The organism is Chryseobacterium sp. T20 (assembly GCF_047345655.1).
Taxonomy (GTDB): Bacteria; Bacteroidota; Bacteroidia; order Flavobacteriales; family Weeksellaceae; genus Chryseobacterium.
This window is the reverse complement of the sequence record NZ_JBLFDU010000010.1, coordinates 151,763-177,572: the sequence shown is the minus strand read 5'-3', so window position 1 is coordinate 177,572 and position 25,810 is coordinate 151,763. Positions and strand designations below refer to the sequence as shown.

The 25,810-nt window shown below is 36.7% G+C and carries 27 protein-coding genes; 15 read left to right on the top strand and 12 right to left on the bottom strand.

The window, feature by feature from the left end:
• Nucleotides 1–74 precede the first annotated feature (74 nt).
• Nucleotides 75–497, top strand: coding sequence for a PaaI family thioesterase (locus tag ACMA47_RS19915; RefSeq protein WP_089690417.1), 423 nt, complete (start codon nt 75–77; stop codon nt 495–497).
• Between the two features lie 119 nt (nt 498–616).
• Nucleotides 617–961: a phage holin family protein gene (locus ACMA47_RS19910; RefSeq protein WP_114821738.1), complete on the top strand. Its 345-nt coding sequence runs from the start codon at nt 617–619 to the stop codon at nt 959–961.
• A gap of 56 nt (nt 962–1,017) precedes the next feature.
• Here the strand turns inward: ACMA47_RS19910 and ACMA47_RS19905 are convergent, their stop codons facing one another.
• Nucleotides 1,018–1,272, bottom strand: coding sequence for a hypothetical protein (locus ACMA47_RS19905; protein WP_413931184.1), 255 nt, complete (start codon nt 1,270–1,272; stop codon nt 1,018–1,020).
• A gap of 273 nt (nt 1,273–1,545) precedes the next feature.
• Here ACMA47_RS19905 and ACMA47_RS19900 point away from each other — a divergent pair, with 273 nt between their 5' ends.
• Together ACMA47_RS19900 and ACMA47_RS19895 are read left to right on the top strand one after the other, a co-directional pair.
• Nucleotides 1,546–3,540 (top strand): prolyl oligopeptidase family serine peptidase, encoded by a 1,995-nt coding sequence (locus ACMA47_RS19900; RefSeq protein ID WP_413931183.1) that lies wholly within the window; start codon nt 1,546–1,548, stop codon nt 3,538–3,540.
• A 297-nt stretch (nt 3,541–3,837) separates the two neighbouring features.
• Entirely contained in the window at nt 3,838–4,329 is a 492-nt protein-coding gene (locus tag ACMA47_RS19895) for a DNA-deoxyinosine glycosylase (protein WP_413931182.1), read from the top strand.
• Between the two features lie 174 nt (nt 4,330–4,503).
• On the opposite strand, the gene ACMA47_RS19890 is transcribed toward ACMA47_RS19895, so the two are convergent.
• From ACMA47_RS19890 to ACMA47_RS19860, 7 genes are all read right to left on the bottom strand, one after another.
• Nucleotides 4,504–5,535 (bottom strand): phosphotransferase enzyme family protein, encoded by a 1,032-nt coding sequence (locus ACMA47_RS19890; protein ID WP_413931181.1) that lies wholly within the window; start codon nt 5,533–5,535, stop codon nt 4,504–4,506.
• Nucleotides 5,526–6,440, bottom strand: a complete 915-nt coding sequence (locus ACMA47_RS19885) for a sugar phosphate nucleotidyltransferase (protein WP_413931180.1) — start codon at nt 6,438–6,440, stop codon at nt 5,526–5,528. Before ACMA47_RS19885 ends, ACMA47_RS19890 begins: the two co-directional genes overlap by 10 nt.
• The gene (locus ACMA47_RS19880; RefSeq protein ID WP_062672061.1) at nt 6,430–7,827 is read right to left on the bottom strand and encodes a Gfo/Idh/MocA family protein; all 1,398 of its coding nucleotides are present in this window, start codon (nt 7,825–7,827) and stop codon (nt 6,430–6,432) included. The genes ACMA47_RS19885 and ACMA47_RS19880 overlap by 11 nt, the downstream gene beginning before the upstream one ends.
• 221 nt (nt 7,828–8,048) lie before the next feature.
• Nucleotides 8,049–9,584: a hypothetical protein gene (locus ACMA47_RS19875; RefSeq protein ID WP_413931179.1), complete on the bottom strand. Its 1,536-nt coding sequence runs from the start codon at nt 9,582–9,584 to the stop codon at nt 8,049–8,051.
• Between the two features lie 55 nt (nt 9,585–9,639).
• On the bottom strand, nt 9,640–10,332 hold the full coding sequence (locus ACMA47_RS19870; protein ID WP_034696363.1) for an AIM24 family protein: 693 nt from the start codon (nt 10,330–10,332) through the stop codon (nt 9,640–9,642).
• A 37-nt stretch (nt 10,333–10,369) separates the two neighbouring features.
• Nucleotides 10,370–10,858, bottom strand: a complete 489-nt coding sequence (locus ACMA47_RS19865; RefSeq protein WP_413931178.1) for a hypothetical protein — start codon at nt 10,856–10,858, stop codon at nt 10,370–10,372.
• Nucleotides 10,859–10,870: 12 nt separating this feature from the next.
• A complete protein-coding gene (locus ACMA47_RS19860) occupies nt 10,871–11,083 on the bottom strand; it encodes a hypothetical protein (protein ID WP_413931177.1) in 213 nt (70 codons plus the stop codon).
• Between the two features lie 154 nt (nt 11,084–11,237).
• Here ACMA47_RS19860 and queA point away from each other — a divergent pair, with 154 nt between their 5' ends.
• The 6 genes from queA (at nt 11,238) to ACMA47_RS19830 (ending at nt 17,772) form a co-directional block, all read left to right on the top strand.
• Nucleotides 11,238–12,287, top strand: coding sequence for a tRNA preQ1(34) S-adenosylmethionine ribosyltransferase-isomerase QueA (queA, locus tag ACMA47_RS19855; protein WP_034696367.1), 1,050 nt, complete (start codon nt 11,238–11,240; stop codon nt 12,285–12,287).
• Nucleotides 12,288–12,357: 70 nt separating this feature from the next.
• Nucleotides 12,358–13,392, top strand: coding sequence for a 23S rRNA (adenine(2503)-C(2))-methyltransferase RlmN (gene rlmN / locus ACMA47_RS19850; RefSeq protein ID WP_413931176.1), 1,035 nt, complete (start codon nt 12,358–12,360; stop codon nt 13,390–13,392).
• A 74-nt stretch (nt 13,393–13,466) separates the two neighbouring features.
• On the top strand, nt 13,467–14,417 hold the full coding sequence (locus ACMA47_RS19845) for a sterol desaturase family protein (RefSeq protein WP_413931175.1): 951 nt from the start codon (nt 13,467–13,469) through the stop codon (nt 14,415–14,417).
• Between the two features lie 342 nt (nt 14,418–14,759).
• Nucleotides 14,760–15,668, top strand: a complete 909-nt coding sequence (locus ACMA47_RS19840) for a hypothetical protein (protein WP_413931174.1) — start codon at nt 14,760–14,762, stop codon at nt 15,666–15,668.
• A gap of 71 nt (nt 15,669–15,739) precedes the next feature.
• Nucleotides 15,740–16,717: a polyprenyl synthetase family protein gene (locus ACMA47_RS19835; RefSeq protein ID WP_413931173.1), complete on the top strand. Its 978-nt coding sequence runs from the start codon at nt 15,740–15,742 to the stop codon at nt 16,715–16,717.
• A 260-nt stretch (nt 16,718–16,977) separates the two neighbouring features.
• Nucleotides 16,978–17,772 (top strand): hypothetical protein, encoded by a 795-nt coding sequence (locus ACMA47_RS19830; protein WP_413931172.1) that lies wholly within the window; start codon nt 16,978–16,980, stop codon nt 17,770–17,772.
• A 210-nt stretch (nt 17,773–17,982) separates the two neighbouring features.
• Here the strand turns inward: ACMA47_RS19830 and ACMA47_RS19825 are convergent, their stop codons facing one another.
• Nucleotides 17,983–18,279 (bottom strand): hypothetical protein, encoded by a 297-nt coding sequence (locus tag ACMA47_RS19825; protein ID WP_413931171.1) that lies wholly within the window; start codon nt 18,277–18,279, stop codon nt 17,983–17,985.
• Nucleotides 18,280–18,414: 135 nt separating this feature from the next.
• On the opposite strand from ACMA47_RS19825, the gene ACMA47_RS19820 reads away from it, so the two are divergent.
• The 3 genes from ACMA47_RS19820 to ACMA47_RS19810 all read left to right on the top strand — a co-directional run bounded on the left by ACMA47_RS19820 (nt 18,415) and on the right by ACMA47_RS19810 (nt 21,637).
• Complete coding sequence (locus ACMA47_RS19820; RefSeq protein WP_413931170.1) at nt 18,415–20,847, top strand: thiamine pyrophosphate-dependent enzyme; 2,433 nt, start codon at nt 18,415–18,417, stop codon at nt 20,845–20,847.
• A gap of 84 nt (nt 20,848–20,931) precedes the next feature.
• Nucleotides 20,932–21,282, top strand: coding sequence for a hypothetical protein (locus ACMA47_RS19815; RefSeq protein ID WP_413931169.1), 351 nt, complete (start codon nt 20,932–20,934; stop codon nt 21,280–21,282).
• Nucleotides 21,283–21,349: 67 nt separating this feature from the next.
• Nucleotides 21,350–21,637, top strand: coding sequence for a hypothetical protein (locus ACMA47_RS19810; protein WP_413931168.1), 288 nt, complete (start codon nt 21,350–21,352; stop codon nt 21,635–21,637).
• 38 nt (nt 21,638–21,675) lie between these two features.
• Here ACMA47_RS19810 and ACMA47_RS19805 read toward each other — a convergent pair whose 3' ends face one another.
• Nucleotides 21,676–22,068 (bottom strand): winged helix-turn-helix transcriptional regulator, encoded by a 393-nt coding sequence (locus ACMA47_RS19805; RefSeq protein WP_047388122.1) that lies wholly within the window; start codon nt 22,066–22,068, stop codon nt 21,676–21,678.
• A 167-nt stretch (nt 22,069–22,235) separates the two neighbouring features.
• On the opposite strand from ACMA47_RS19805, the gene ACMA47_RS19800 reads away from it, so the two are divergent.
• Complete coding sequence (locus tag ACMA47_RS19800) at nt 22,236–23,297, top strand: NADH:flavin oxidoreductase (RefSeq protein WP_413931167.1); 1,062 nt, start codon at nt 22,236–22,238, stop codon at nt 23,295–23,297.
• 225 nt (nt 23,298–23,522) lie between these two features.
• On the opposite strand, the gene ACMA47_RS19795 is transcribed toward ACMA47_RS19800, so the two are convergent.
• Both ACMA47_RS19795 and ACMA47_RS19790 read right to left on the bottom strand, forming a co-directional pair.
• On the bottom strand, nt 23,523–23,687 hold the full coding sequence (locus ACMA47_RS19795) for a bacteriocin-like protein (protein ID WP_157885757.1): 165 nt from the start codon (nt 23,685–23,687) through the stop codon (nt 23,523–23,525).
• A gap of 195 nt (nt 23,688–23,882) precedes the next feature.
• Nucleotides 23,883–25,085: an aminopeptidase C gene (locus ACMA47_RS19790; RefSeq protein WP_413931166.1), complete on the bottom strand. Its 1,203-nt coding sequence runs from the start codon at nt 25,083–25,085 to the stop codon at nt 23,883–23,885.
• A gap of 206 nt (nt 25,086–25,291) precedes the next feature.
• Here ACMA47_RS19790 and ACMA47_RS19785 point away from each other — a divergent pair, with 206 nt between their 5' ends.
• Nucleotides 25,292–25,810 carry an RNA polymerase sigma factor gene (locus tag ACMA47_RS19785; protein WP_413931165.1) on the top strand — a complete coding sequence of 173 codons (519 nt, stop codon included), beginning with the start codon at nt 25,292–25,294 and terminating at the stop codon, nt 25,808–25,810.

Here is a 25,810-nt window from a genome sequence, read left to right as displayed (position 1 = left end):
CTTTTTAATGAAAAAATTAAAGATCATTGAGATAAAAAAGCCTGTAGCACTTACCTTTGTTTAAAATAAAATTCATGACACCAGAAAAAAAGAAACTCATTACAGACAGCTTTGGCCGTTCGGAAACCTTACAGTTTTATAAAGCAGAACTGCTGGAAGTAGAAACCGATTTTATCTCCATGAAAATCCCTAAAATGGAAATGATGACCCGAAAAGCAGGAATGTTCAATGGTGCAATGATCGCCTCTCTGGTGGATGTTTCTTCAGGATATGCTGCTGTGAGCCATTATCCGGAAGACTGTTATGTAGTGACCGTTGAATTGAAAGTGAACTACCTTCGTCCAGCCATGGGCGATGCTTTGGTTTCAAAATCTTATGTTATCAAAGGGGGAGGAAAAATTGTTGTGGTGAGAACAGAAATCTATGTTCAGACCGAAGGTTCTGATTCTGAAAGTCATGTGGCCACTTCATTAGTTACCATGATGAAAATAAAATAAGAGATTAAAAGGAAATAAAAGACAAAATATTCCTTCAATAAAGGGTTTCAAAGCATTCTTTTTTCCGAAATGGAATAGCTTTTGCTCGACAAACCCCATAAACATTAAAAAATATCACAATGAACTTAATTATCCGACTATTTATTACGGCAATTGTTGCTTATCTTTTAACTAAAATCTTACCGGGAGTACAGTTTGAAGGATTTTCTTCAGCCATTATCTTTGCTATTGTGCTTGGGGTTCTTAACATATTTGTAAAGCCTATTTTAAGTCTGTTCGGCCTTCCGTTGACCATTCTTACCTTAGGATTCTTTGCCCTGGTAATTAATGCCGCAATTGTCCTGATTGCAGACTACTTCATAGACAGTATGGTGGTAGATGGTTTCTGGTGGGCATTTATCTTCAGTATATTATTGTCAATCGTAACTTCACTGGCGAATTCAATGTTCTCGGATGGAGATTAAAATATCAATAACGATCTTATACAATAGGCTGCCCAAACTGGCAGCCTATTCTTTTTTTAACAGTTCTTTTTAATCCATTTTATACAGTCTTCATAAGTCCGTACTTGATTGTCTGTTTTCGTGTAAGGGGCATTTATGGGTTCATTTTCTGCAATTTTTGCCAAAATCTGTTCAAGGGTTCTGCCTGCAAAATTGACTCTTGTTTCCTTTATGGATCCATACTTGAAATGACCTTCGTGTACGTGCCAAAGATTAGGGGCGCCTGCATCTACACGCGTTGCTTTAAAATCTCCTGTGTCTGGTGTGCTCATAATGTAAAATTTTAATTGGGTTATTATTGATAATATCGGACGTCTGATATTGTAAATTTCAGTATTTGAGATACGCTGAGTAACAGAGAAAATCCCCATATTTAAAAATTAGGTGTTTTCCCCGAAGAGAATTTATCAATGAAAAAAGAATTTTAATGTTAATTCTTTCGTCCATCTTTATTTTAAATATTAACTTTGGCAATCTTTGAATTTAATAAAAGGATGTAGGAAATCAACTGGTTTTATACATCCGTTAAAAATGAATATCAACATATGAAACTTAAGTACAGCCTGCTGGCTTTGGCAGCTCCGCTTTTAATGAATGCACAACAAGTAATGACGCCTGAAATTCTTTGGACTTTGAAAAAAGTTGGGGTACAGGCAGTTTCACCAGATCAGGGTTCTCTTATCTACAAAGTAGGACAGGTAGACCTGAAAACAGAGAAAACGAAAAGCGAGAACTATTTTCTAAATGTTCTTAATAACCAGTCTTCCAAAATTGATTTCGGAAAAAAAGCCCTTATTCAGTGGGATAAAAACGGAATCTACGCTCAGGAAGGAGATAAAATCTATCTTTCTAAAGATGCCGGAAAAACCTGGACAGAATTTTATACCATCGGTGAAGCGGACAATATCGTAATTTCTCCGGACGGGAAGAAAATTGCTTTCAGCAAGCAGGTATTGGTAGAAAAAGTAATGGGGAAAGATAAATTCAGCGATACTCCTAAAACGACGGCTCAGGTATACACAGACCTGAATCACAGACACTGGGATTACTTCAATGAAGGAAAATACAACCATGTATTTGTTGTAAATACAGCTGATAAAGTAGAAGGAGCAAAAGATCTTTTGGAAGGCAAAACATGGGATTCTCCTCAAAGACCTTTCGGTGGTGCTGAAGACTTTATCTGGAGCCCGGATTCTGCACAGCTTTTATATGTTACAAAACCTAAAAGTGGTAAAGAATATTCTACAAGCACCAATACAGATATCTTTGCTTACGATCTGGCATCAGGGACTACCAAAAACCTTACAGAATCCAACAAAGGATATGATGTAAACCCTAAGTTCAGCCCGGATGGAAAATCTTTAATCTGGCAGAGTATGGCCAGAGACGGATATGAAGCAGATAAAAATGATGTGAAAATCTTAGACTGGAAGTCAGGAAAGACGACTAATCTTACTTCAGGTTGGGACGAAAGCGTTTCAGGGGACGTGCTTTGGGGAGCAGATTCAAAAACGATCTACTTCACAGCAGCATTCAGAGGAACAAAACAGCTTTTTGCTTTGGATTCAAAATCAGCAAAAGTACAGCAGATTACCAAAGGAGATTTTGACGTCAACGAAATCTTTACAGACAATAAAACTTCACTTTTAGTAGGAAGAACAGACGTAAACCATGCTACAGAATTATTCTCTGTAAACGTTAAAAACGGAGAAATGAAGCAGGTAACTGAAGCGAACAAAGAAACATACGCTAAGTTAGCTCAGGGGAAATCTGAACTTAAAATGGTGAAGACTTCAGACGGTAAAGAAATGGGCGTGTGGTTCCACTATCCACCGAACTTTGACCCGAACAAAAAATATCCTACTTTGGTATACTGCCAGGGTGGACCGCAGTCTGCGCTTACTCAATATTTCAGTGTAAGATGGAACTTTGCTCTTATGACTGCTAACGATTATATCGTAGTGGCTCCAAACAGAAGAGGGATGCCAGGTTGGGGAACAAAATGGAACGAAGAGATTTCAAAAGACTGGGGTGGACAGCCAATGAGAGACTATCTGGCAGCAACAGATTTTGCGAAAACTTTACCTTATGTAGATGGTGACAGAGTAGCAGCTGTAGGAGCTAGTTATGGAGGATACAGTGTATTTATGTTAGCTGGAATCCATGAGAACAGATTCAAAACATTCATTGCTCATGATGGTTTATTTGATATGAAATCCTGGTATCTGACTACGGAAGAATTGTGGTTTGCAAACTGGGATCTTGGTTCTCCATGGGAAAAACCACTTCCAAAAGCCTATACAGAATTCAACCCAAGCAACTTTGTAGAAAAATGGAACAAACCTATCATGATTGTTCAGGGAGGAATTGATTTCCGTGTTCCTTACGAGCAGGGGCAGGAAGCTTTCCAGGCTGCAAAGTTAAGAGGATTAAAATCTAAACTGGTGTACTTCCCGAACGAAAACCACTGGGTACTTCATCCTCAAAACGGATTGGTATGGCAGAGAGAATTCTTCGACTGGTTGAAGGAAACTTTATAGACAAACAATATAAAATATCAATAGGAGCGGGCTTTAGCCCGCTTTTTTTATAATGAATAATCCAATGGCTTCAGCCAAAACCTAACATAAGCTGAGCTTAAGATAAGAGTGAGTTGGAAGCTGGAAGCTGGGAAATTGAAGAAGGAAGCTATGGAGGTTGTAATGAATAGTTTTTTCCATATTTTCATCTTTTTTAAACGGTGATATCATTAATGTATGATGACCTCTATAAATGGTGAGACTAACAGTAACTTCCAGCTTCATAATCTGTGAGCAATAAAATCAATATATTTGAAGATGCAAAACCGTATTTCTTCATTTTTACCCATTATTGATACCCAATCTGAAATTCTGATTCTAGGCTCAATTCCCGGAGTGAAATCGTTGGAAAAGCAACAATATTATGCCCATCCTCAGAACAAATTCTGGAAAATTATTTTTGAATTGCTGCACGAAGAATTTACTGATAATTACACTCAAAGAATGGAAATTATCAGGAAACATCATATTGCCCTGTGGGATGTCATTGATTCCTGTGAGAGAAAAGGAAGCCTGGATTCTGAAATCAGAAACGAAGAAGCCAATCAGATTGCTGAACTTTTGGAAAAACATCCAAATGTAAAAGCTGTTTTCTGCAACGGCGGAAAGTCATACAAGAACTTACAGAAACTGCTCGGGAAAGATTATAAACTGCCCATTTTTTTATTGCCTTCTACAAGTCCGCTTCATACCGTTTCTTTTGAAAAGAAGCTGGAAGAGTGGAGAGTGATTCTGGGGTTTTTGAGTTGAGAATGGGGTGGGGTTTTAGGGTTTGAGAGTGGGAGAGTTTGAGAATAAGAGAGTAAAAACACATTCTTACAAAATGGCAAAGTACATAGGTAAGTAAAGCGTCCTATCTGCCCATTTCGTAGGAATTTATGCACTTACAAACTCAACCCTCAAACTCTCCGACTCTCAAACCCATTAAGCTCCCAAGTATTCTCTCAATCCCTTCAACAGTTCCAGCTGGTTTTTTGTCCTGTCCAGATTGTGTTCAGGATGCATGATAGAATAGTAGGTGCTTCCGTTAAGATAATCCGTTAAAAAGCGAAGTTCCTGAATATAAATGGCGACTTGTGCCGCATAATCAAGATTCTCAGATTCTTCAGGCGTCAGCTTTTCTTTTAAATGAAATAAAAATCCCTCTTTTACAACCTTATACATTTCAGGATTGAAATTGTTTTGAGCAGTTCCATCATCTTCCTGTGTTGTATTGGTGTAAGACTGAATCATGGTTCCAAAATCATACAGAATAGTAGAAATCATCATAGTATCCAGATCTATCACAGCTAACGGGTTATGATTCTGATCAAAGAGAATATTACTGATTTTTACATCGGCATGAATAATTCTTTTAGGAATCTGGTTGTTTTTTTCCATTTCAATCCATCGGTCAGGTAAGGACAAAAGCTGATTAGTGATTTCTATTTCAGCCTTGGCGTTTTCTTTTAAATAAGGCTCTGCATTTTTTAGGGAGTCTTTATAATCTGCAACCCTCTTCTCAAAATTGAGGAAATTGGGAAGAGAATCTTGAATGGCAGGTAGTTTTTCAGTATTTACCGTGTTTAGAAAATAACTGAAGGTTTTAGCCGCATCAAAAGCGGTCTGTAAAGATGGAGCAGTAAGGAATGTAATGCTGTTTTCCACAAAACTTAGCATACGCCATGGCTGACCATTTTTATCTTTTACCAGAATTTTGCCGGTAAGAGAAGGAATAGGTTCTATAATTTCAAATTGATAATTATTTGATCTGAGAACTTCATTAATCATTAAATGGTTATTAACGACCACTTCCGGCTGTTTAAAAACATGATTGTTGATTTTCTGCAGAATAAACTTTTTCCCTTGATCTTTATTTTCCAAAAGATAGGTTGTATTGATCAATCCATCAGTAATAGAAGTGAGTTCGTAATTATCAGTAGTGATAAATTCTGCAACAATATCATTTAGCTCCATAAATCTTCCGGGTATCTGTTATTTTTAATCTCTGAAGTCAGAAAATCTATAATTTCCTTTTTATCGTCAGCATAGGTAACTCCCATCCATCGGGATGGAGATGCTTTCACTTTTACTTTTACTCTGTTTTCGGTCATCATTTTTTGTACTGCGGAAGGAATATAAAATTCCTGATGGGGCAGTGGATCAGATTCGATGAAATCATAGAAATAGGCTTCCAGATAACAGAAAATATGAGGATGGAAAATAAAAAAGTTCATGGATACCAATGTTTCGGGATCTAATTTTATATTTTCTCCGTTTTCAACATAAATAATGGAATGATTGATCTTTTGAATAGAAGTTTGCTCCTCTACTTTGATCAGATAATTTTCAGCATCCAACGTACATATTCCTCTTGCTACAGCACCGTTACCACTCAATGTTGTACCAACAGGATAAGCAATCATCCCTAATTGTGTATCTGAAATATAATGATGGTTAATTTCATGGGCAGCCAGTTGATAGGCTTCTTTTCCGTAGAAATCATCTGCATTGATCATCACAAAAGGTTCCTGTATTGAATATTTGGCGCAAAGTACGGCATGAGCAGTTCCCCATGGCTTCTCACGATCGGGATAATCAAAGCCTTCCAGTGAAATAGGAATGGTGTCTATCTCCTGATATACCCAAAGCAACTCAAAATTTTTAGCTTTTGAAATGCCGTTGAGTCTTTCAATATAACTTTCAGGAATCAGTTTGTTGACAATAATAACTATTTTTTGGAAACCGGCTTCCAGAGCATCAAAGATAGAATACTCAAGAATCGGCGAACCGTTATCAAGTATTCCGTCTATCTGCTTAAGTCCTTTATACCTGCTGCCTAATCCGCCTGCTAATATGAGTAATGTTTTCCTAGAACTCATCGGTCATTCCAAATACAGGTTTACGGGTTTTCCATTTTCCATTGGTAAAATCAGGGATATCAACCACCTGACCGCCTTTGGCAATAGACTCTTCACTTAATGGGGTAATGGAATACCACAAGGCAAGATCATATACATCCATCGGGAATTCTATATTTCGCTTGATACATTCAATAAAGGTATTCATCACAAAGAAGTCCATTCCTCCATGCCCGGCTCCTGCAGCAGTAGTTTCAAACTTCTTCCACATCGGATGATCATATTCTTTCATCCACTTTTCAGTATTATCCCAACGGTGGGTATGGTTCATTGTTTTTTCAAAATAGATGTGTCCCTGGTTGAAATCTCCCCATCCGAAATCCTGCCACAATCCCTCAGTTCCCTGAACTCTGAAGCCAAGATCATATGGTCTCTGCAAACTTGTATCATGAGTAAGAAGAATAGTTTCTCCATTGGCACAGGCAATCTGTGTGGTTACAATATCTCCCTGGTTGAATTTTACTTTGGCGCTAGGATGGTTTTCTCCTCCTTTTGGATGTTCAACAATATACTTATGAAGGCCTACAGATTTTGATGAGAATGAAGAAAGCCTCGTTAAACGATTTCCTCTGTTGATATCCATCATCATGGCAACCGGACCTAATCCATGGGTAGGATAAAGCTCTCCATTACGTTTTACATAATGTTCGGTTCTCCATTTTGCTTCACTGAATCCTTTTTCTCCAAATTCAGCCCCGGAATTGTACGGATTAACTCCATCATTGAAAAGAACACCTCTCAGATCATGCTGATAACCGCCTCTTCCATGTACCAGTTCCCCGAACATTCCCTTGCGGACCATATTCAGGATGGCCATAATATCTCTGCGGTAACACACGTTTTCCATCATAAAGATAGGAACTTTCGTTTCCTCATATACCTTTACAAATTCCCAGCAGTCCTGAAGCTTTATCGCTCCGGAAACTTCCATGCCCACAATTTTTTTAGCGCGCATAGCTTCCACTCCTTGAGTAAGGTGCCATTCCCATGGAGTTGCAATGACAACAGCGTCTATTGTTTTTAATTTTAAAAGATTTCGATAGTCATATTCTCCGTTGGAAAACTCCTGAGCAGCCGGTTTATTGTTGTCTTTTAAGATTTTTTGAGACGCGGCAAGCATTCTTTTCTCCGGATCTGCAAATGCTACAATCTCTACATCATTACGTTTTGCCAGTAATTTTACATGCTCCTGACCACGAAGACCTACACCGATAAAACCGACGCGGACTTTTTTATCTGTTTTAAAATCATTGGAATAAGCAAATAAAGAATTGGGTAAAACCAATGCTCCAAAGCTTGCTAAAGCTGCTGTCTTAAGAAAGTTTCTGCGGGAGTTACTATTGTTCATCTATTTTTTTCTTAAATATATTAAAACTTTTGTAAATCCCGATAAAGTGATAGATAATAGGATAATGAAGTAATAGAGGTAGTTGGTAAGAATTTGTGGGTTGTTGGATTTTAAAGTTGAATGATTTTGGAATTGTTGATGTATAGGTTATTAATTTTCGCTTTTTTCTCTATTTTGATCATTTATATTTTTTTTACATATTTTATTATATGCGTAAAAAATTATTGATTGATCCAGGCTTTTCTTAATGCAATCTGTTTTGAATCGGGATTGGAAACAGGAGTTACTTTTCCATTAGTTTCGTCATAGTTGAATCCTGCTTTTCCCAGGTATTCTTTCAAAGGAATGGGTTGAGTACCCTCTACATAATCTTTGAAAAAAATACGTATTTCAGGGTAAGTCATTTTTGTAATTTCATCAAAAAGCTCATCATCATTAAAATATTTACCCGCTCCATATTTTTTCATAAGCATCTGCATCAGATCCTGAGTTCCTGTTTTACCGTTAGAAAGTTCTCTTAGCCTTATATCCAGACATAACCCGAGCAATGCTCCTTTCATATAAAAGTTCATATACTGATCCTGTCTTTCCATAGATTTTTTACTCATTTCTGTTAAAGATAGAGTGTTGTCAAATGCTTTCATGCCATTGATCTTTTCTTCCAGGCTTTTTTCAAAATCTTCCAGACTGATCATTTTTTGTTTGATAGGCATATGAATGGTAGCATATTCCGTCATCCCTTCATATAACCAAAGGTGTTGGGACATAACGGGATTCAGGAAATCATAATGCTGAATTTCTCCTGAATGAATGTTGAGTGGGGTAACAACATGGAAAAACTCGTGAGAAGCCACTCTGTTCAGAGCATTCGGAAGAAACTTCATACTTCCGGAACGGTATAGGCAGACCGTAGAGTGGGAATGTTCAAGTCCATCTCCTAAAAATCCATTCTCATTGGAAGATTCATAATAAATCAGAAAAGCATATTTGTTGACAGGTAATGTTCCGCCAAGATAAGCCTGCTGATTTTTCAGGATGTTTTCTATTTCGTGGGCAATTGTTTTGGAGTAATGTCTTTCCTTTTTGTTGTAGAATGATACAAGTACTTTGGTATGACCTATTTTCAGCCAAGTGGTATCAGGAACAGAATATAAAACGGGAGAATCTACCAATTCACGGTAGTCCTTTGCCCAAACCATATCCGTATTTTTATTTTTCTGTTGATAATCTAAAGCAGAAGAAGCATAAAAATCCTTGTTCTTGGAAATGGTAATCTGATAAGGAATATCTTTCATTTCTTCAAAATATCCCACTAAAGAATTATAGTTGATGACAAAAACGCTGTCTTTTATAAACATACTGCCGGCAGATCTGGCTTCATTAGATTCTTTTTCCAGAGAGTCCCATCCGTCAGCTACCTGATAAGATATTTTCTTTACACGGTTAAGATCATGTACCATCCAGCTGTTTTTATCCAGACGTTCGGTTACTACTTTTTTACCGTTTTTATCGGTGGCTGTGAAATCAGAAACATATTGTCCGAAATTCATAGCCTGATAAAACCCGGGTACCAGTTTGGGAATGATAAATTTGCCCTGTTTAAGATTGTTCTTTGGAGGCGAAAAAGATACCCGGACTTCATCATTGGACATATGAAGAAGATCTATAGAATATTCGTAATTTTTCTTTGAAGTCTGAGCAATCATTAGGTTGGGAAGTATAATGACTGCGAAAAATAGCTTGATAAGGGTCTTCATTGGCTGCATTTTAATGATTACGAATATTTTAAATCAATTCTATAATTTGTCTGTTTTATTTTTCCATATAGTATACCTCTTCATACGGTTGAATCAGTACCCATCCGTGCCCTGAGAACTTCATCTGAAACTCTTCACCGCTTCCTCTGCCGATAAGGCTTTTGAAAGAAACATTCGTTTTCAGTTCCGGGCTTAGGTTTCCAGACCATGCAACTGTGGCATTAGGATCTGTAAACACAGGAGTGTCAGGAGTTACAAGTAAAGTTAAAGGATCACCATGGGTGGTAATGGCAATATGTCCCGTTCCTGAAAGTTTTGCCTGAAAAAGCCCTCCGGACATCATTCCTGCAATACTTTTCAGCATGGTGATATCACTTTTTACGCTTTGTTCATGGGCAAGAATATCATTTCCGTTTACACATACAGATTCATTATTCAGATAGAGGATACGGACTTTCTTCCCGGAATCGGCTACATATAGTTTTCCTGTTCCTTCTGCTTTCATTAGCTTGGCACCTTCACCGCTGATCGCTTTCTTCAAAAGATTTCCAAGTCCTCCGGACAGCATTCCCTGTCTTTCAAAATTGATATTTCCCACATAGCTTACCATACTTCCTCTTTTGGTCCATACTGCCTGATTATTAAGATTGATTTCCAGAAGATGTTTCGTTTCCAGCTCAAAATAATCTCTTTGCTGCGGATTCTCTTTCGTTTCGTTGATAAATGCTTCAATTGAATATTTACTCATAATGATAATTTTTTAATTTGTTGTTTTTATAGTGTTATTACTTTAGTTTGTCGAGTTTATACTCCCTTTTGTTACTTTTAGGATTCAGATCTACAAATTCATACTCTTCAAAATTGGCAAGTCTGGCTTTGAACATTTCTGTTGCTTTTTCTAGTGACCATGTTTTGGGATAATGAAAACCTTCAAATTCAGCATTGAAAATCTGCGCTTTGAAATCATGCGAAAACTCGTCATCACCAGCATAGATCAATGCTATTTTACCCGTCCATGTAATATCATAGTTGTTATTGTCTGTTTTTGAAAACCGGATCTGGTGCCCTGCACAGCTGTCATGTCCTAGCAGATAGATGTTGAAGGCAAGGTCATCATCATCAAAATGGTGTTCAGAAGGGAGATCATTACTGAAAAGATCATTTTTAACAACGGTATCGAAGTCCAGTTTTTCATCAAGATTGTTAATTCTAATCCCTCTTTGTTCACCCCAATAGTTGGACGAAAGTGTACAGGCATGGTAGTTTCCCCACACGATTTTGGAGTCTCAGTCGGACAGATCTTCGTCGTCTTCTTCACTGTTTTCATCATCATTGGCGTAATAATTTTCAGTTTTTAAATGAAAATCAAACCAGATAAATCCATATTCATCAATTCTTCCGCTCCAGTTGAAAGTTTCAATTTTGTGACCATTAGGATACGGATTATCAATGAAGTATATTTTACTTACAGATTCCATAATGAATTTTAATTTTTCCAAAAATACTCTTTTTATGCCTTGGAAATCCCCGTAAAATCACGGTTTTATATTTGATTGTAAATAATACTTGACAAAGGAGTGTTCAATGTCGTATATTTGCACTCCGAAAATTACACCTTGTAATTTCAATAATTTTTAAACCGTAATTTAAAAAATGAAAACATCAGATTTTAATTTTGATCTTCCTGCAGAATTATTAGCAGAACACCCATCAGAGCACAGAGACGAAGCGAGATTAATGGTACTTGATAGAAAAACACAAACTATCGAGCACAAATTATTCAAGGATGTTGTGGATTATTTTGATGAAGAAGATTTGTTCATCTTCAACAATACTAAAGTTTTCCCTGCACGTCTTTACGGAAATAAAGAAAAAACAGGTGCTAAAATTGAAGTTTTCTTATTAAGAGAGCTTGATAAAGAAACCAGAGTTTGGGATGTTTTGGTAGATCCTGCAAGAAAAATCAGAATTGGTAACAAATTATTCTTCACAGAAGATGAGTCTTTGGTCGCTGAGGTTATTGACAACACGACTTCAAGAGGAAGAACATTAAGATTCTTATTCGACGGTTCTTACGACGAATTCAGAACGAAATTGAAAGAATTGGGAGAAACTCCACTTCCAAAATATATCAAAAGAGCAGTAGAACCGGAAGATGCAGAAAGATATCAGACGATCTACGCAAAAGTAGAAGGAGCAGTAGCTGCCCCTACAGCAGGTCTTCACTTCTCAAAGCATTTGATGAAGAGATTAGAGATCAAAGGAATCAATTTTGCTGAAGTAACGCTTCACGTAGGATTGGGAACATTCAACCCAATTGAGGTAGAAGATCTTTCTAAGCACAAAATGGAGTCTGAAGAGATCATTATTGATGAGAAAAATGCTGCCATCATTAACAAAGCAGTTGAATCTCACAGAAGAGTATGTGCAGTAGGTACTACTACAATGAGAGCATTGGAAACTTCTGTTTCTTCAAACAAAAAAATCTCTGCTTTCAACGGATGGACAAACAAATTCATTTATCCTCCTCACGATTTCGGAGTAGCCAACTCAATGATCACGAACTTCCACACACCGAAGTCTACTTTGATCATGATGATTGCTGCATTTGCCGGAAGAGATTTCGTAATGCATGCTTATGAAGAAGCCGTAAAAGAAAAGTATAAATTCTATTCTTACGGTGACGCAATGTTAATTCTATAAAAAAGATAATAGGTAATAGGTTGCAGGTAATAGTATCTGCAACCTGCCACCTAAAATCTACAACCTTACAATGAAAGATATCCGTACATTATCACTAGACCAGCTTAAAGACTACTTTGTATCTTTAGGAGAAAAACCGTTTCGTGCGAAACAGGTCTATGACTGGCTATGGAGTAAAAACCTCCATTCGATTGACGAAATGACGAATCTTTCCAAATCACTTCGTGAGAGAATTTCGGAAGAATATACCATTAATCCTGTTTCCGTAGACCTTCTTCAGAAAAGTTCTGACGGAACCATCAAAAACGGAGTGAAACTTCACGACGGACTGATGGTGGAATCTGTTCTTATTCCTACAGAAACAAGAACTACAGCCTGTGTATCTTCACAGGTAGGATGCTCATTAAACTGCGAATTCTGTGCTACAGCAAGACTGAAAAGGATGAGAAACCTTGAAGTAGCTGAAATTGTAGATCAGGTAGCGCTGATTGACAGCCAGAGTAGAATGTATTTCGACAGACCGCTTTCCAACATTGTATTTATGGGAATGGGAGAGCCAATGATGAATTACAAAAACGTAGTGGAAGCCATCAAAAAAATTACCCAGTCGGAAGGTTTGGGAATGTCTCCAAGAAGAATTACCGTTTCTACATCCGGTATTCCTAAAATGATCAAAATGCTTGCAGATGATGAGCTGCGTGTGAAGCTGGCTTTATCCCTTCACTCTGCTATCGAATCCAAGCGTAATGAGATCATGCCTTTCTCTGATAAATTCCCGTTGACGGATATTATGGAGGCTCTTCAGTATTGGTATCAAAAAACAGGTTCTGTGATTACTTTTGAATACTGTGTATGGAAAGGAATCAATGACGGAGATGAGGACATTAAAGCTTTAATCAAATACTGCAAACAAGTTCCTTCAAAAGTAAATCTTATTCAGTACAACCCGATCGGAGATGGAAAATACGATCAATGCAACAAACAGGCAGAAGAAAATTACATCCGACAGCTTGAAAATGCTGGGGTAACGGTAATGGTCAGAAGAAGCCGTGGAGGTGATATTGATGCCGCTTGCGGACAGTTAGCCAACAAAACAACAGATTAAAATTTCCTTAAAAAAAGCCTAAAACTTTCTTAAAAAATAGGTTAAAACCCTACCTTTGCACAAATTATTTTGTGATGATGGATTTTCTTATGAGCGAGGATGGGCTGGAAAATGTGTATGCATGGGCTATTCCGTTGCATGCTACTGTTATTTTAGCTGAAATGATTTACAGCCACGTTTCAGAAGCTAAGCTATATAGTGGAAAAGATCTTGCTACCAATGTTTATCTTGCATTGATGAACTTTGGTCTTGACCTTATCATGAAGGCATTTGCCATGGGAGTGATGTTTTTCTTTTACCATCACAGGATTTTCTCATGGGATCTTAGCATCTGGTATTTGCTGGCTTGTTTTATAATCACAGACTTTGCTTATTACGTACTGCATTATGTAGACCATCGTTCCAGAGCATTCTGGGCAGTTCATATTACACACCACAGTTCAGAATATTTTAACCTGACAACAGGATTCAGAAGCCCTGTATTACAGCCGCTTTACAGATATTTATATTTTTCACCGCTTGCATTTTTAGGATTCAATCCGTGGCATATCATGGTGGCTTACGCCATCGGACAAGTGTATGGAACATGGGTACACACACAGACTGTGAAGAGTATGGGATTCTTAGAATATATCTTGGTAACCCCTTCCCATCACCGTGTACATCACGCATGTAATGTAAAATATCTGGATAAAAACATGGGAATGTGTCTCATTATCTGGGATAAAATATTTGGAACCTTCCAAAAAGAAGATCCGAATGTACCCGTTAAATATGGAATCTATCCAAAAATGCCGGATAACAGACCGGATACCGTTCTTTTTTATGAATGGAGAAAAATCTGGAAAGATCTTAAGCAGCCAGGATTAAAATTTACAGACAGAGTTAATTATATTTTCAATTCACCGGGATGGAGACATGATGGAACCGGAAAAACGGTGAGACAATATCAGAAAGAGTATTTTGCCAGACAGGCCAAAAAGAAAGAACAACAGCAAAATCAGAAAGAGCAGAAAACTGCTTAACTTTTGATTTAAAATCAATAGAAATCTAAGTGAAAAGCAGGCTATTTTGGCCTGCTTTTCTTTTTTAAGAAGAGAGAAAAAGTAAAACGGAGAATAAGCAAAACAATAAATCTCTTCAAAAATCCAGAATTTTTTCCATTGACTCCATACACTATTTCATTCCGTAGAAATCTACTCTCTCCCCTCAAACCCTCAAACCCGCATCCCGTATCCCGTATCCCGAAACCCGAATCTCATATCTCATTCACACTCACCAACCCTCAAACCCTCAAACTCTCCAACCCTCCAACTCAACACCCGCATCCCGAATCTCACCTCAGAATAAAACCCTACTTTTGTCTTATGAAAAAACTCCTTCTGATTATTGCTCTTTTGGTTGGTCAATCTGCATTTTCCCAGCAGGCCGACTTTCTGAAAATAAAAAAATACAGAGTTAATTATCTGGATGACAAGATTGAGGAAACTTCAGGATTGAATATTTTCAACGGTAAGCTGTATACATTCAACGACAGTGGAAATACTGCTGAGCTTTTTGAAATTGATAAAAAGAATGGTGAAATTATCAGAACACTGAAAACCAATTTAATCAACACAGATTGGGAAGCTTTAGCCAATGATGGTGAGAATTTCTATATCGGAGATTTCGGAAATAATGCCGGAACAAGAAAGGATCTCATGATTTACAAAGTTCCTTACGAACGTCTTGATATGTCTAATGTAACTAATATTCCTGGTTCAGAAAGAGCTTTAGATGGAACGAAAATTCTTTTTTATTACCCTGAACAGACTGAATTTATTGCTAAAAATACAAAGAATGATTTTGATGCTGAAGCTATGATCTATCTGAACGGAAAGCTGCATATATTTACCAAAGAATGGGCTTCTAAATCAACTTCCCATTATATTGTTGATCCTGAAATTTCAGAACAGCAAAAAGCAGAAAAAATAGAAGCCTATAAAACTGGTTTCGTGGTTACAGATGCCTCTTATTTTGATAAAAAGCTTTATTTGGTAGGATATACCAAGAAAACAGAAGTCTTTTTAGATATTTTTAAAGAAACAGAACCAGGAATATTTTTTAAAGAAAAACCAAAGCATTATTACCTCGGGACTGCACTTTCATTAGCACAGATTGAGGGAATAAGTGTAGATGAAACGGGAATTTATATTTCAGGGGAAAAGTTCAGGTCTCCGTTAGGAACTACAAAACCTTCCTTTTATTTTATCCCGAAAGATCAACTCAAAGATTAATTTGCCTTAAAATTGAGCGAAAAAAATTATCTTTGTGAGAATTAATAATTATTCACCCAGCATCGCAGATTGTGGCAAACATTGTAGAAGAGATTAAACGACCGATCAATGATGAAATGAAACTTTTTGAACAGAAGTTTTATGAGTCAATGCAGAGTAAAGTAGCTTTATTGGATAAAGTAACCCGTTTTATTGTTACCACCAAAGGAAAGCAGATGCGTCCTATGTTTGTATTTCTTTGTGCCAAACTGGTGGGTGAAGTGACGGAAAAAACGTACCGTGGTGCTTCTATGATCGAGCTGATCCACACCGCTACTCTGGTACATGATGATGTAGTGGATGAAAGTTTTAAACGTCGTAATTTCTTTTCAATCAATGCACTATGGAAAAATAAGATTGCAGTTTTGGTGGGAGACTATCTTTTGTCAAAATCAGTTTTACTATCTACAGACCACAAAGATTATGACCTGCTTGGGGTAATTTCCAGAACAATTCGTGAAATGTCTGAAGGGGAACTTCTTCAGCTGGAAAAAGCCAGAAAACTGGATATCACTGAAGAAGTGTATTATGAAATTATCCGCCAGAAAACAGCTACTTTAATTGCTGCCTGCTGTGAAATAGGTGTTCTTTCCAATAATGCGGACGAAGCTCTTGCCAAGAAGATGATGGATTTCGGTACTTTTACCGGTATGGCATTCCAGATTAAGGATGACCTTTTCGATTATTTAAGTTCAAACGTGATCGGTAAACCTGTAGGAATTGATATTAAAGAACAGAAAATGACGCTGCCTTTAATTCATACCTTAAAGATCGCCAGTGAAAAAGACAGGAAGTATTATTTCGATACCATAAAACGCTACAATAACAATCCTAAGCGTGTAAAAGAGCTTATAGAATTTGTTAAAAGTTCAGGTGGATTGGAATATGCTATTACCATCATGAAAGATTTCCAGCAAAAAGCGAAAGATATCCTGAATGAGTTTCCGGATTCTGAAGCAAGGAGGTCATTGCATATTATGCTTGATTATGTTATTGAGCGAAAATTCTGATGTTAATATTTTTTAGTCGTTCTGATTTTTTTATTCACTTATTTTCATTTATTCCCGTGAGGTACATAAATTTTTCATTGTTGGAGAAAAAAATAGGGCTATCTTTCAATAATTCAAGTAGTTGTGATTAGTGGTATTTTTTTATGTTAGTAAATTACTGTAAACTAACATTTTGTATTATTCACATAAAGTGCTTGTTAACAATTCATTGAGTTTCAGAATAATTTTTGTTAATTTGTCACAAGAAAAAACAACAAATAATGAAAAAAATGAAATCAATGATGATAGCGTGTGCTATCACTTCAAGTTTTCTCACATACGCACAAGTGGGAATAGGTACACAGAATCCCCAAACAAGTTTTCATATTGACGGATCCAAAGACAATCCCGCTACAGGAGCTCCTTCTGCAGCTCAGCAGGATAATGACTTTAGTGTGACTTCAGGTGCTAGAGTAGGGATAGGTACAACTTCGCCAAGCGAAAAATTAGACGTAGCGTCCGGAAATGCCCGTATCCGTAATATTAATTCGAATATAGGGGTCGGAGGAACTGACAGGGTTGTGGTAGCTGATGCTACCGGCGTACTGAAGACTATAGACTTTACTGCTTATTCGCTTTTTCATGCACGTTTAGCGGCTAACCAGAACATCAGTTCTTCAACAATTACTACTTTATTATTCGCTGCACCAATAGCAACTTCTCCTTTCTATTCCTATAATACCGGAACTGGAGTAATGACTTTTAATCAGGCTGGGAATTATCTGGTAACATTACAGGCAAGTTTTACCAATATGCCTGCAGATACTCAGTTGCTTATTGGTATCAGACCTGTACCAGACGCTAATTATCTGGGAAGAGGAAGCCATTATAACGCGGTTGCAGCTTCAGGAACGGTAGGTGAACTGATGAATTATACAACCGTAGTAGTAGCTCCCACAGCAGGATATCAAATCCGGTTTACAGCAGCTCCCAATCAAAATGCTACGATTATTTCAACAGAAACAGGATCTACAGGAAGCGGAAATGTTACCAATGTAACTGTTCAGAAGATATAATTCTACCTTTTACTATAATTAAAACTAAAGTGTTTTGTATATGTTTTCAGGAATCTGGAAATGTATACAGAACACTTTCTCTTTTATATTCAGAATCTGATATTGATTCAGTTAAAAAAATAGGAAATAGCTTCTTATTAAATTCTCAAATTTTTATACGATTGCCCTTATGTATTACCGTAAATTACGCAATTGTGCGAAAATTTTAAATTAAATAATTTTCAGGGTTACAATAATAACGGCTAAAACTATACAAAATAAAGCGATTAAAAATAAATAATCCGCAATGTTCTCAAACGTAGATTCCCGCTTTCTATTACTAGTTCTGATTGCCAGAAATGAAAAGAAACAGCTACAGGCAAAAAGAATACAGGCAAATCCTGCAAATTCGTCCAAATACGTATTCTGACTGATCTTAGAGATTTTCAGTGACGTAATAATAATTAATGAAAATCCTAAAAGATTACTGGAAGCATTCAATATGTGGGGTGACTTTTTTTCCATCATTTACAATTTTTTTCAAAATAAAGCACAATTTTTTTTATTATCAAATTTTTAAAAAAGATTATTAAAAATTAAAATTAATTTAAAAAGTGTATATTAGCAAAATACTTGAAGATTAAAAAACTTTTTTACTTAGCTATGCAAACAACCTATATTGAAACACAGCAAATATCCTTTCAAGATTTTAAAAATCAGATACTTGGAGACTACAGGTTAGGAAGGATCTCTCGTGAAATGTCTTATCTCGGAAGGAGAGAAGTACTCACTGGAAAAGCTAAATTTGGAATTTTTGGGGATGGAAAGGAACTTCCTCAGCTTGCAATGGCGAAAGTTTTCAGAAATGGAGACTTCCGTTCAGGATATTACAGGGATCAGACTTTTGCATTGGCAATAGATGCCTTAACAGTAGAAAGTTTCTTTGCACAGATGTATGCAGATACCAGTGTGGAAAGAGAGCCTGCATCAGCAGGAAGACAAATGAACGGGCATTTTGCAACAAGAAGTTTAAATGAAGACGGAAGCTGGAAAGACTTGACAGCTCAGAAAAATATTTCTTCCGATATTTCTCCTACAGCCGGACAAATGCCAAGATTATTGGGATTAGCTCAGGCTTCAACGATCTATAAAAGCGTAAAATTTGACGGTTCAGAAAAATTCTCAAGAGAAGGTAACGAAATTGCTTTCGGAACTATTGGGGATGCTTCTACAGCAGAAGGACACTTCTGGGAAACTCTGAATGCAGCATGTGCTCTTCAGGTTCCTATGATTGTTTCTATCTGGGATGACGGATATGGAATTTCAGTTCCTACGAAAAATCAGAGAGCAAAAGCTGATATCAGTGAAATGTTAAGTGGTTTCCAGAGAAAAGAAGGAGAAAACCAGGGATGCGAGATTATCCAGGTAAGAGCTTGGGATTATCCTGCATTATTAGATGCTTATGCTAAGGCAGAACATTTTGCAAGAACAGAAAGTGTACCGGTGGTAGTGCACGTGGTAGACGTTACTCAGCCTCAGGGACACTCTACATCCGGATCTCACGAAAGATATAAAAACGAAGAACGTCTGGCTTGGGAAGCAGAGTATGACGGGCTGGCAAAATTCAAAGAATGGATCCTTAACTATTCTATCGAAATTGATGGAAAAGAAGAAGTAATTGCTACTGCTGAAGAATTGGATGCTATCGACGAAGAAGCGAAAAAAGCAGCAAAAACAGGTCAGAAAGTAGCTTGGGAAAACTATCAGAAAGCTATTTCAGAACTTATTCAGTCTATTTTACCTTTAGTAGAAAACCTTAAAGGACAAAATGCTGAAGTGGAAACTTATATTGCTCATTTCAACAAATTAGTTTCAAAAGCTAAGAAAGATATTTTCCATTTGGTAAGACAGACTTTACTGGCGACAAGAGGAACAAATTCAGCAGAAAGAAATCAATTAATGCAGAAATACAATGAAGTATCTGCTGTTGAAAAAGACAACTATTCCTCTCATTTATATTCTCAGTCTGAATGGAAATCGGAAAATGTTCAGGAAATCAAGCCTGTATATTCTGACAGCTCTGAGGATGTAGACGGAAGAGTAGTGATCAGAAACAACTTCGACAAAATTTTTGAAAAATATCCTGAAACTTTAATCTTTGGAGAAGATACCGGAAATATCGGTGACGTCAACCAAGGATTGGAAGGAATGCAGGAAAAATACGGTGCTTTACGTATCGCTGATACGGGAATTCGTGAAGCAACGATCCTTGGACAGGGAATTGGTATGGCGATGAGAGGTTTACGACCAATTGCTGAAATCCAATACTTAGACTATGTTCTTTACTGTTTACAGGGAATGAGTGATGACCTTGCAACGGTACATTACAGAACAAAAGGAGGTCAGAAAGCTCCGTTGATCATCAGAACAAGAGGTCACAGATTAGAAGGAATCTGGCACTCTGGTTCTCCAATGGCGGGTATTCTGAATCTTTCAAAAGGGATTTTAGTATTGGTTCCTAGAAACCTTACGAAAGCAGCAGGATTCTACAACACAATGCTTCAGGCTGACGAACCTGCGATCATCGTAGAATGTCTGAACGGATACAGATTAAAAGAAAAACAACCGGATAACTTAGGAGAATTCACAGTTCCTGTAGGGAAAATTGAAGTAACAAAAGAAGGAAAAGATGTTACTTTGGTAACGTACGGTTCTACATGGAGAATTGTAACGGAAGCTGCTAATGAATTGGAAAAATTAGGAATTTCTGCAGAAGTAATCGATATTCAGTCATTGATTCCTTTCGATTTATCTCATGAAATTGCAGAAAGTGTTAAGAAAACCAACAGATTAGTCGTGATTGACGAAGATGTGGAAGGTGGAACTACAGGATTTATCTTACAGCAGATCCTTGAAAAGCAGAAGGCATTCAGATATCTGGATTCAGATCCGTTGACGATCTCTGCAAATGATCACAGACCTGCTTATGCAAGTGATGGTGATTATTTCAGCAAGCCGTCTACAGATGATATGGTAGAAAAAATCTACGCCATGTTTAATGAAACAAATCCTCAGAAATATCCAGCGATATTCTAATTGGGATTTTAGATAAATTTAAAACCGCTTCCTTTGGGGAGCGGTTTTTTTGTTATATTTACTTAAATTCTTCAGTGATAAACCATGAAAATTAGACTCTTATATTTGATCTTAATATTAATAATTATAAGTTGTAAGAGAGCGAATAAAAAAGAAGTTTTGCTGGCAGACAGAGAAGCACCTTTAGGCTGGATCTATTTGAAAATGTATGATGATAACAGTTTCGAATTTATTTCTCAGGGAATGGTGCGGGATAAAGATGTGTATAGCGGAAGTTATGAGTTAAAGAATGATACCCTTTATTTTAAATACAAAGATTCAATTCCCAAAGCAGGTTCAAAAGCTGTGATAGAGAAAGGATTTGTAAATTATATCAATGGTAGTTATCATGAAAGCGTTCAAATAAAACTTAATAAATTATCAACTCATAAATAAAAGTTGTTGTAGTGATAACTTCATGTTGGTTAACTTTTTGAGAGTATTCAACTCTATTAAATAAAAAATGAAAGAAATAACGTTATTTTTGAAGTCTCGAAAATGGGCATTCATTATTTCGATGCTGTATGTAGGAATCGGGACATTAGCTGTCTGTTCAGCTTATGGCAGCGATCCATTATATGGTGAATGGACGTTATATGCTTTATTAGTAACATTTCCTGTATCAATTTTGAGTTTTGGGTGCAGATATGCTGATCCAAGTATATGGCCGATTTTATTGATTCAGTTTATTATGTTTTTAATTACATTTTTTATTTTGTCCTTATTTATAAAAAGTAAATCTGATCATTAATAAATGATTTTCGGAATTGTTTTAAAGCAAAAAAGCCGTCAAACATTGACAGCCTTCTTATTTTTTACATCCTCATTCAGAAAAGCACAATCTTTATCTTCATGTTGTCCTTTCACCTGATATTTCGCTTCCCATTCCTCCAGTAAATATAAAATAGGCAGCAAAGCCAATCCCTTTTCTGTAAGAGAATATTCTACTCTTGGAGGCAGTTCTTTAAACTCTTCACGGATCACCAATCCATCAGTTTCCATCTCCCTCAGCTGATCAGTCAGGACCTTTCTGGAAATGACATTAATGCGTACTGCCAGTTCCCCGAAACGTAACTTCCTGTCCTTGATAACCAGAACTATAATGGGTTTCCATTTGCTTCCCAAAGCGGCCATTGCTTTGCCCAGGGGACAGCTGTATTGCATTAATTCATTCTTTTTCATAAAGCGAAATTTATTTTAAATAATCGTAAGGAACATAAGTTTCATACGTTACCTTGATGTTACTAATGTAAGTTACTGCGAAGTTACCACTATTTTTTTAATAAAGGATACAAAAGTGAACTATTATTAGTTACTTTGTGTAACAATTATAAAATATAAATTTAAATATGAGCACATCATCATTATTTAAACCGTTTCAATACAAGAATTTACAGCTTAAAAATAGAATTGTAATGGCTCCAATGACCAGAGCACAATCTGATAATGGAGTTCCCACTCAGAACATCGCAGATTATTATGGAAGAAGAGCCGCTTCAGAAGTAGGATTGATTCTTTCCGAAGGAACTGTGATCAACAGACCTGGATCAAAGAACTTGCAGAATATTCCCGATTTCTATGGTACAGAAGCTTTAAACGGATGGAAAAACGTCATTGATACCGTACATCAGAATGGAGGTAAAATGGGACCTCAGATCTGGCACGTTGGAGATACAAGAATGTCAGAAGACTATCCGTTGGTTCCAATGGAAAAGGCTTCCACAATGACGATTGAAGATATTCAGGATACGATTGCTCAGTTTGCAGCTTCTGCAAAATCTGCGAAAGATCTTGGTTTTGACTGTATTGAAATTCACGGCGCTCACGGATACCTTATCGACCAGTTTTTCTGGGAAGTAACCAATACAAGAACTGACGAATACGGTGGTAAAACTTTAAAAGAAAGAAGCCGATTTGCAGTAGAAGTAGTAAAAGCGATCAGAGCAGTAGTAGGAGAGGATTTTACCATTATTATCCGTCTTTCACAATGGAAACAGCAGGATTATAAAACCAGACTGGCATTTACTCCCAATGAAATGGAAGAATGGTTATTACCATTAAAAGAAGCTGGTGTAGATATTTTCCATTGTTCACAACGTCGTTTCTGGGAACCGGAATTTGAAGGTTCTGACTTAAACTTTGCAGGATGGGCCAAAAAAATTACCGGACAGCCAACCATTACAGTAGGTTCTGTAGGCTTGAACGGGGATTTCCTGAATGCTTTTGCAGGACAGGGAACAGAAAAAAGAGATCTTACGGAACTGATCAGAAGACTTGACAATGAGGAATTTGATCTTGTTGCTGTTGGAAGAGCTATTTTGCAGGATCACCAGTGGGTACAGAAGATCAAAGATGGCAATACAGAGGCTCTTCTTGATTTTTCAGCAGAAAGTATGGGCGTTTTATTTTAATATCAATAATGAATTGTGAATTCGTTTCGCGGTGGTTTTTTAACAGCATAATTTATTCACTTGTGAAGAGGAATTGACGATTCAATCTGGTATTAAATCAGCATAATTCACTTTATTTTATATTTAATTTTCACCTATTTATTAAAGAACCCGATTTCAGAATTTCTGAAATCGGGTTTTTATTTGCTTTTTTATAAACAATTTCTAAAAGCTTTGAATTCCTTTTTATAAGAATCTGCATCCTGTTGCTGCTGGTTCGCATGACCAATAAGCAGGAACACCATTTTCAGCTTTATGTCGGCATGCAACAGTATCGCCTTCACATTGTGGAGCATTTCCTCCGATGATGTTCTTTAATGTCGATTTTGTTAATTTCTTTAGATTTTTCATGTTAATTAGTTTGTTGATTCATGCAAATATAATATTTTTTGTAAATCAAACAATACTTTGCACTAGAATGGGAAATATATTTTTTCAAATGGCATATTCTAAAAACAAACCCGCTTCCGGAATTTCCAGGAGCGGGTTTTAACAGATTTAAATATCTAAAACTGCCTTTAAACCGGCAGAAATGATTTCTTTATCTTATAAACCAATATTCTTAGTTGGCTTCAATTGTTTTAAGATGCTTTTTGGAATTGCATTTTTGTGAACAAGAATCGCTGTTGATTTGTATTCAACATAAGGTCTTGTTACGTACAGATATCCGGCAAAGTCATTGGTTACTCCCCATGAGTTTTTCACCATATAATATTCTTTACCCGTTTGATCTTTTGCCAAACCTACGATATGCATACCGTGGTCATCCGTTGTAGAAAGATTGTTAAGTGCTTTCTGACGCATGTCTTCAGTGATGGTTTTATCTTTTTTAGGCTCTGTAAACAAAGTTTGTTTGTTTTCTGCAGTAATTTGATCAAGATCCATGTCCGGAACGTAAGCTACCCCGTTTTTGTAAGAGAAATAAGGCTCAGAAACGTCCGTTGCCCAACCTACAGAATATCCTTTAGTTACAGCATTGTCAATGATTGCAGTAAGATCTTTCATCGGAACATTCCAGTCAGAATCGTGGCTCCAGTTATCAGGAATTGGAACTACAAATTTCTCATAGTAAGCATAATCTTTATAAGAAGATAATTCTACATAATCTTCAGGATTAATTCCTACTACTTCTTTAGCAAATGTTTTTGGAGTGTAGTTTTTTCCTTCATACGTAAAGTTAGCAGGTACTTTTCCTAAATATTCATCAAGAATAGCATCTACAGAATCCATCCAGTTGTCTGTCAGTTTTCCTTTTGAAGAAGCCTGAACAAGGCTGTCAAGAACTGGCTTCAGTTTCCCTTGCATTTCCTTGAAGTTGTTGGTTGTTTGTCCTGCTTTTAATCCAGTGTAAACATCCTGAGGAACTGCTCCGTACTTTTTGTACATATTGATTACATCGTGAAGTTCTCCTCCGTCACCCCAGCTGATAGCGCCATTATTCAAAACGTATAATTTTGCTTTATCGTGGTAAGAATTTCTCGCTGTAAAGATTTCAGCAAGATCTACAGGTTTTTTGCCCATTCTCTGCATTTCAGATTCAAGGAAAGAGTTTCCGGAGTAGCTCCAGCAAGTTCCTGATGAACCCTGGTTCTTTACAGAAGTTGCACCAACGTCTTTTAACGTTGTGAACTGAAAATTAGCATTTTGTGATTGGTTGTTTTTTAACTTATTGATTAAGTCATCTTGGGCAAACATCATACTTCCTGCAGACAAAACAAAAAGTAATGATGCAATTTTGGCATTTTTCATTACTATAAAAAGATTATTTATATTAAAAGTCGTTGATAATAGAGATTTGTTACAGATGGAAAAGTTAAATTTGAAATTAAAAAAAATACAAAAAGGCTGAAATAATAGAGGCTCATTTGCCAATTTCCCCTTTTGCTCAAAAAAAGTTGATCATGTTTCCAACCCTTTCAAAAGTTTCTGCATCTATAATAGTATAACTCCTGACTATGGAACAAGAATTATTATTGGAATGCCAGCGTAGCGACCGCAATGCCCAGCGGAAAGTTTACGAGAAAATGGCGGGTAGGCTTTACTCAGTCTGCAGACGCTATTTGAAAAACGACGAAGATATAGAAGAAGTATTAGCCGATACATTCTACAAAATTTTTACGAAAATTACCCAGCTTCAGAATGCGGATACGTTTGAAGCATGGGCAAGAAAAATTGCGGTGAACGAATGCCTTCAGAAATTAAGATCCAACAAGGGACTGTTTATTTCCCTGGAAGAAAATTTCATTGATCCTTCTGAAGGAACGACAGAAAACCTTTCTCTGGAAAAAGATATTCTGAACTTACTGAATTTTCTCCCGGAAGGCTGCAGGGCGATCTTTAATCTTTTTGCTATTGAAGGATATCCTCATAAAGAAATAGCAACCATGCTTTCTATTAGCGAAGGAACGTCAAAATCCCAGCTCAATTTTGCAAGGAAAAAGTTGCAGGAACTTCTCGTAAATCAAAACATTTAA

Coding starts and splice junctions, on each gene's coding strand:
- ACMA47_RS19915 (WP_089690417.1), top strand. CDS start 75: ATGACACCAGAAAAAAAGAAACTCATTACAGACAGCTTTGGCCGTTCG.
- ACMA47_RS19910 (WP_114821738.1), top strand. CDS start 617: ATGAACTTAATTATCCGACTATTTATTACGGCAATTGTTGCTTATCTT.
- ACMA47_RS19905 (WP_413931184.1), bottom strand. CDS start 1,272: ATGAGCACACCAGACACAGGAGATTTTAAAGCAACGCGTGTAGATGCA.
- ACMA47_RS19900 (WP_413931183.1), top strand. CDS start 1,546: ATGAAACTTAAGTACAGCCTGCTGGCTTTGGCAGCTCCGCTTTTAATG.
- ACMA47_RS19895 (WP_413931182.1), top strand. CDS start 3,838: ATGCAAAACCGTATTTCTTCATTTTTACCCATTATTGATACCCAATCT.
- ACMA47_RS19890 (WP_413931181.1), bottom strand. CDS start 5,535: ATGGAGCTAAATGATATTGTTGCAGAATTTATCACTACTGATAATTAC.
- ACMA47_RS19885 (WP_413931180.1), bottom strand. CDS start 6,440: ATGAGTTCTAGGAAAACATTACTCATATTAGCAGGCGGATTAGGCAGC.
- ACMA47_RS19880 (WP_062672061.1), bottom strand. CDS start 7,827: ATGAACAATAGTAACTCCCGCAGAAACTTTCTTAAGACAGCAGCTTTA.
- ACMA47_RS19875 (WP_413931179.1), bottom strand. CDS start 9,584: ATGAAGACCCTTATCAAGCTATTTTTCGCAGTCATTATACTTCCCAAC.
- ACMA47_RS19870 (WP_034696363.1), bottom strand. CDS start 10,332: ATGAGTAAATATTCAATTGAAGCATTTATCAACGAAACGAAAGAGAAT.
- queA (WP_034696367.1), top strand. CDS start 11,238: ATGAAAACATCAGATTTTAATTTTGATCTTCCTGCAGAATTATTAGCA.
- rlmN (WP_413931176.1), top strand. CDS start 12,358: ATGAAAGATATCCGTACATTATCACTAGACCAGCTTAAAGACTACTTT.
- ACMA47_RS19845 (WP_413931175.1), top strand. CDS start 13,467: ATGATGGATTTTCTTATGAGCGAGGATGGGCTGGAAAATGTGTATGCA.
- ACMA47_RS19840 (WP_413931174.1), top strand. CDS start 14,760: ATGAAAAAACTCCTTCTGATTATTGCTCTTTTGGTTGGTCAATCTGCA.
- ACMA47_RS19830 (WP_413931172.1), top strand. CDS start 16,978: ATGAAAAAAATGAAATCAATGATGATAGCGTGTGCTATCACTTCAAGT.
- ACMA47_RS19825 (WP_413931171.1), bottom strand. CDS start 18,279: ATGATGGAAAAAAAGTCACCCCACATATTGAATGCTTCCAGTAATCTT.
- ACMA47_RS19820 (WP_413931170.1), top strand. CDS start 18,415: ATGCAAACAACCTATATTGAAACACAGCAAATATCCTTTCAAGATTTT.
- ACMA47_RS19815 (WP_413931169.1), top strand. CDS start 20,932: ATGAAAATTAGACTCTTATATTTGATCTTAATATTAATAATTATAAGT.
- ACMA47_RS19810 (WP_413931168.1), top strand. CDS start 21,350: ATGAAAGAAATAACGTTATTTTTGAAGTCTCGAAAATGGGCATTCATT.
- ACMA47_RS19805 (WP_047388122.1), bottom strand. CDS start 22,068: ATGAAAAAGAATGAATTAATGCAATACAGCTGTCCCCTGGGCAAAGCA.
- ACMA47_RS19800 (WP_413931167.1), top strand. CDS start 22,236: ATGAGCACATCATCATTATTTAAACCGTTTCAATACAAGAATTTACAG.
- ACMA47_RS19795 (WP_157885757.1), bottom strand. CDS start 23,687: ATGAAAAATCTAAAGAAATTAACAAAATCGACATTAAAGAACATCATC.
- ACMA47_RS19790 (WP_413931166.1), bottom strand. CDS start 25,085: ATGAAAAATGCCAAAATTGCATCATTACTTTTTGTTTTGTCTGCAGGA.
- ACMA47_RS19785 (WP_413931165.1), top strand. CDS start 25,292: ATGGAACAAGAATTATTATTGGAATGCCAGCGTAGCGACCGCAATGCC.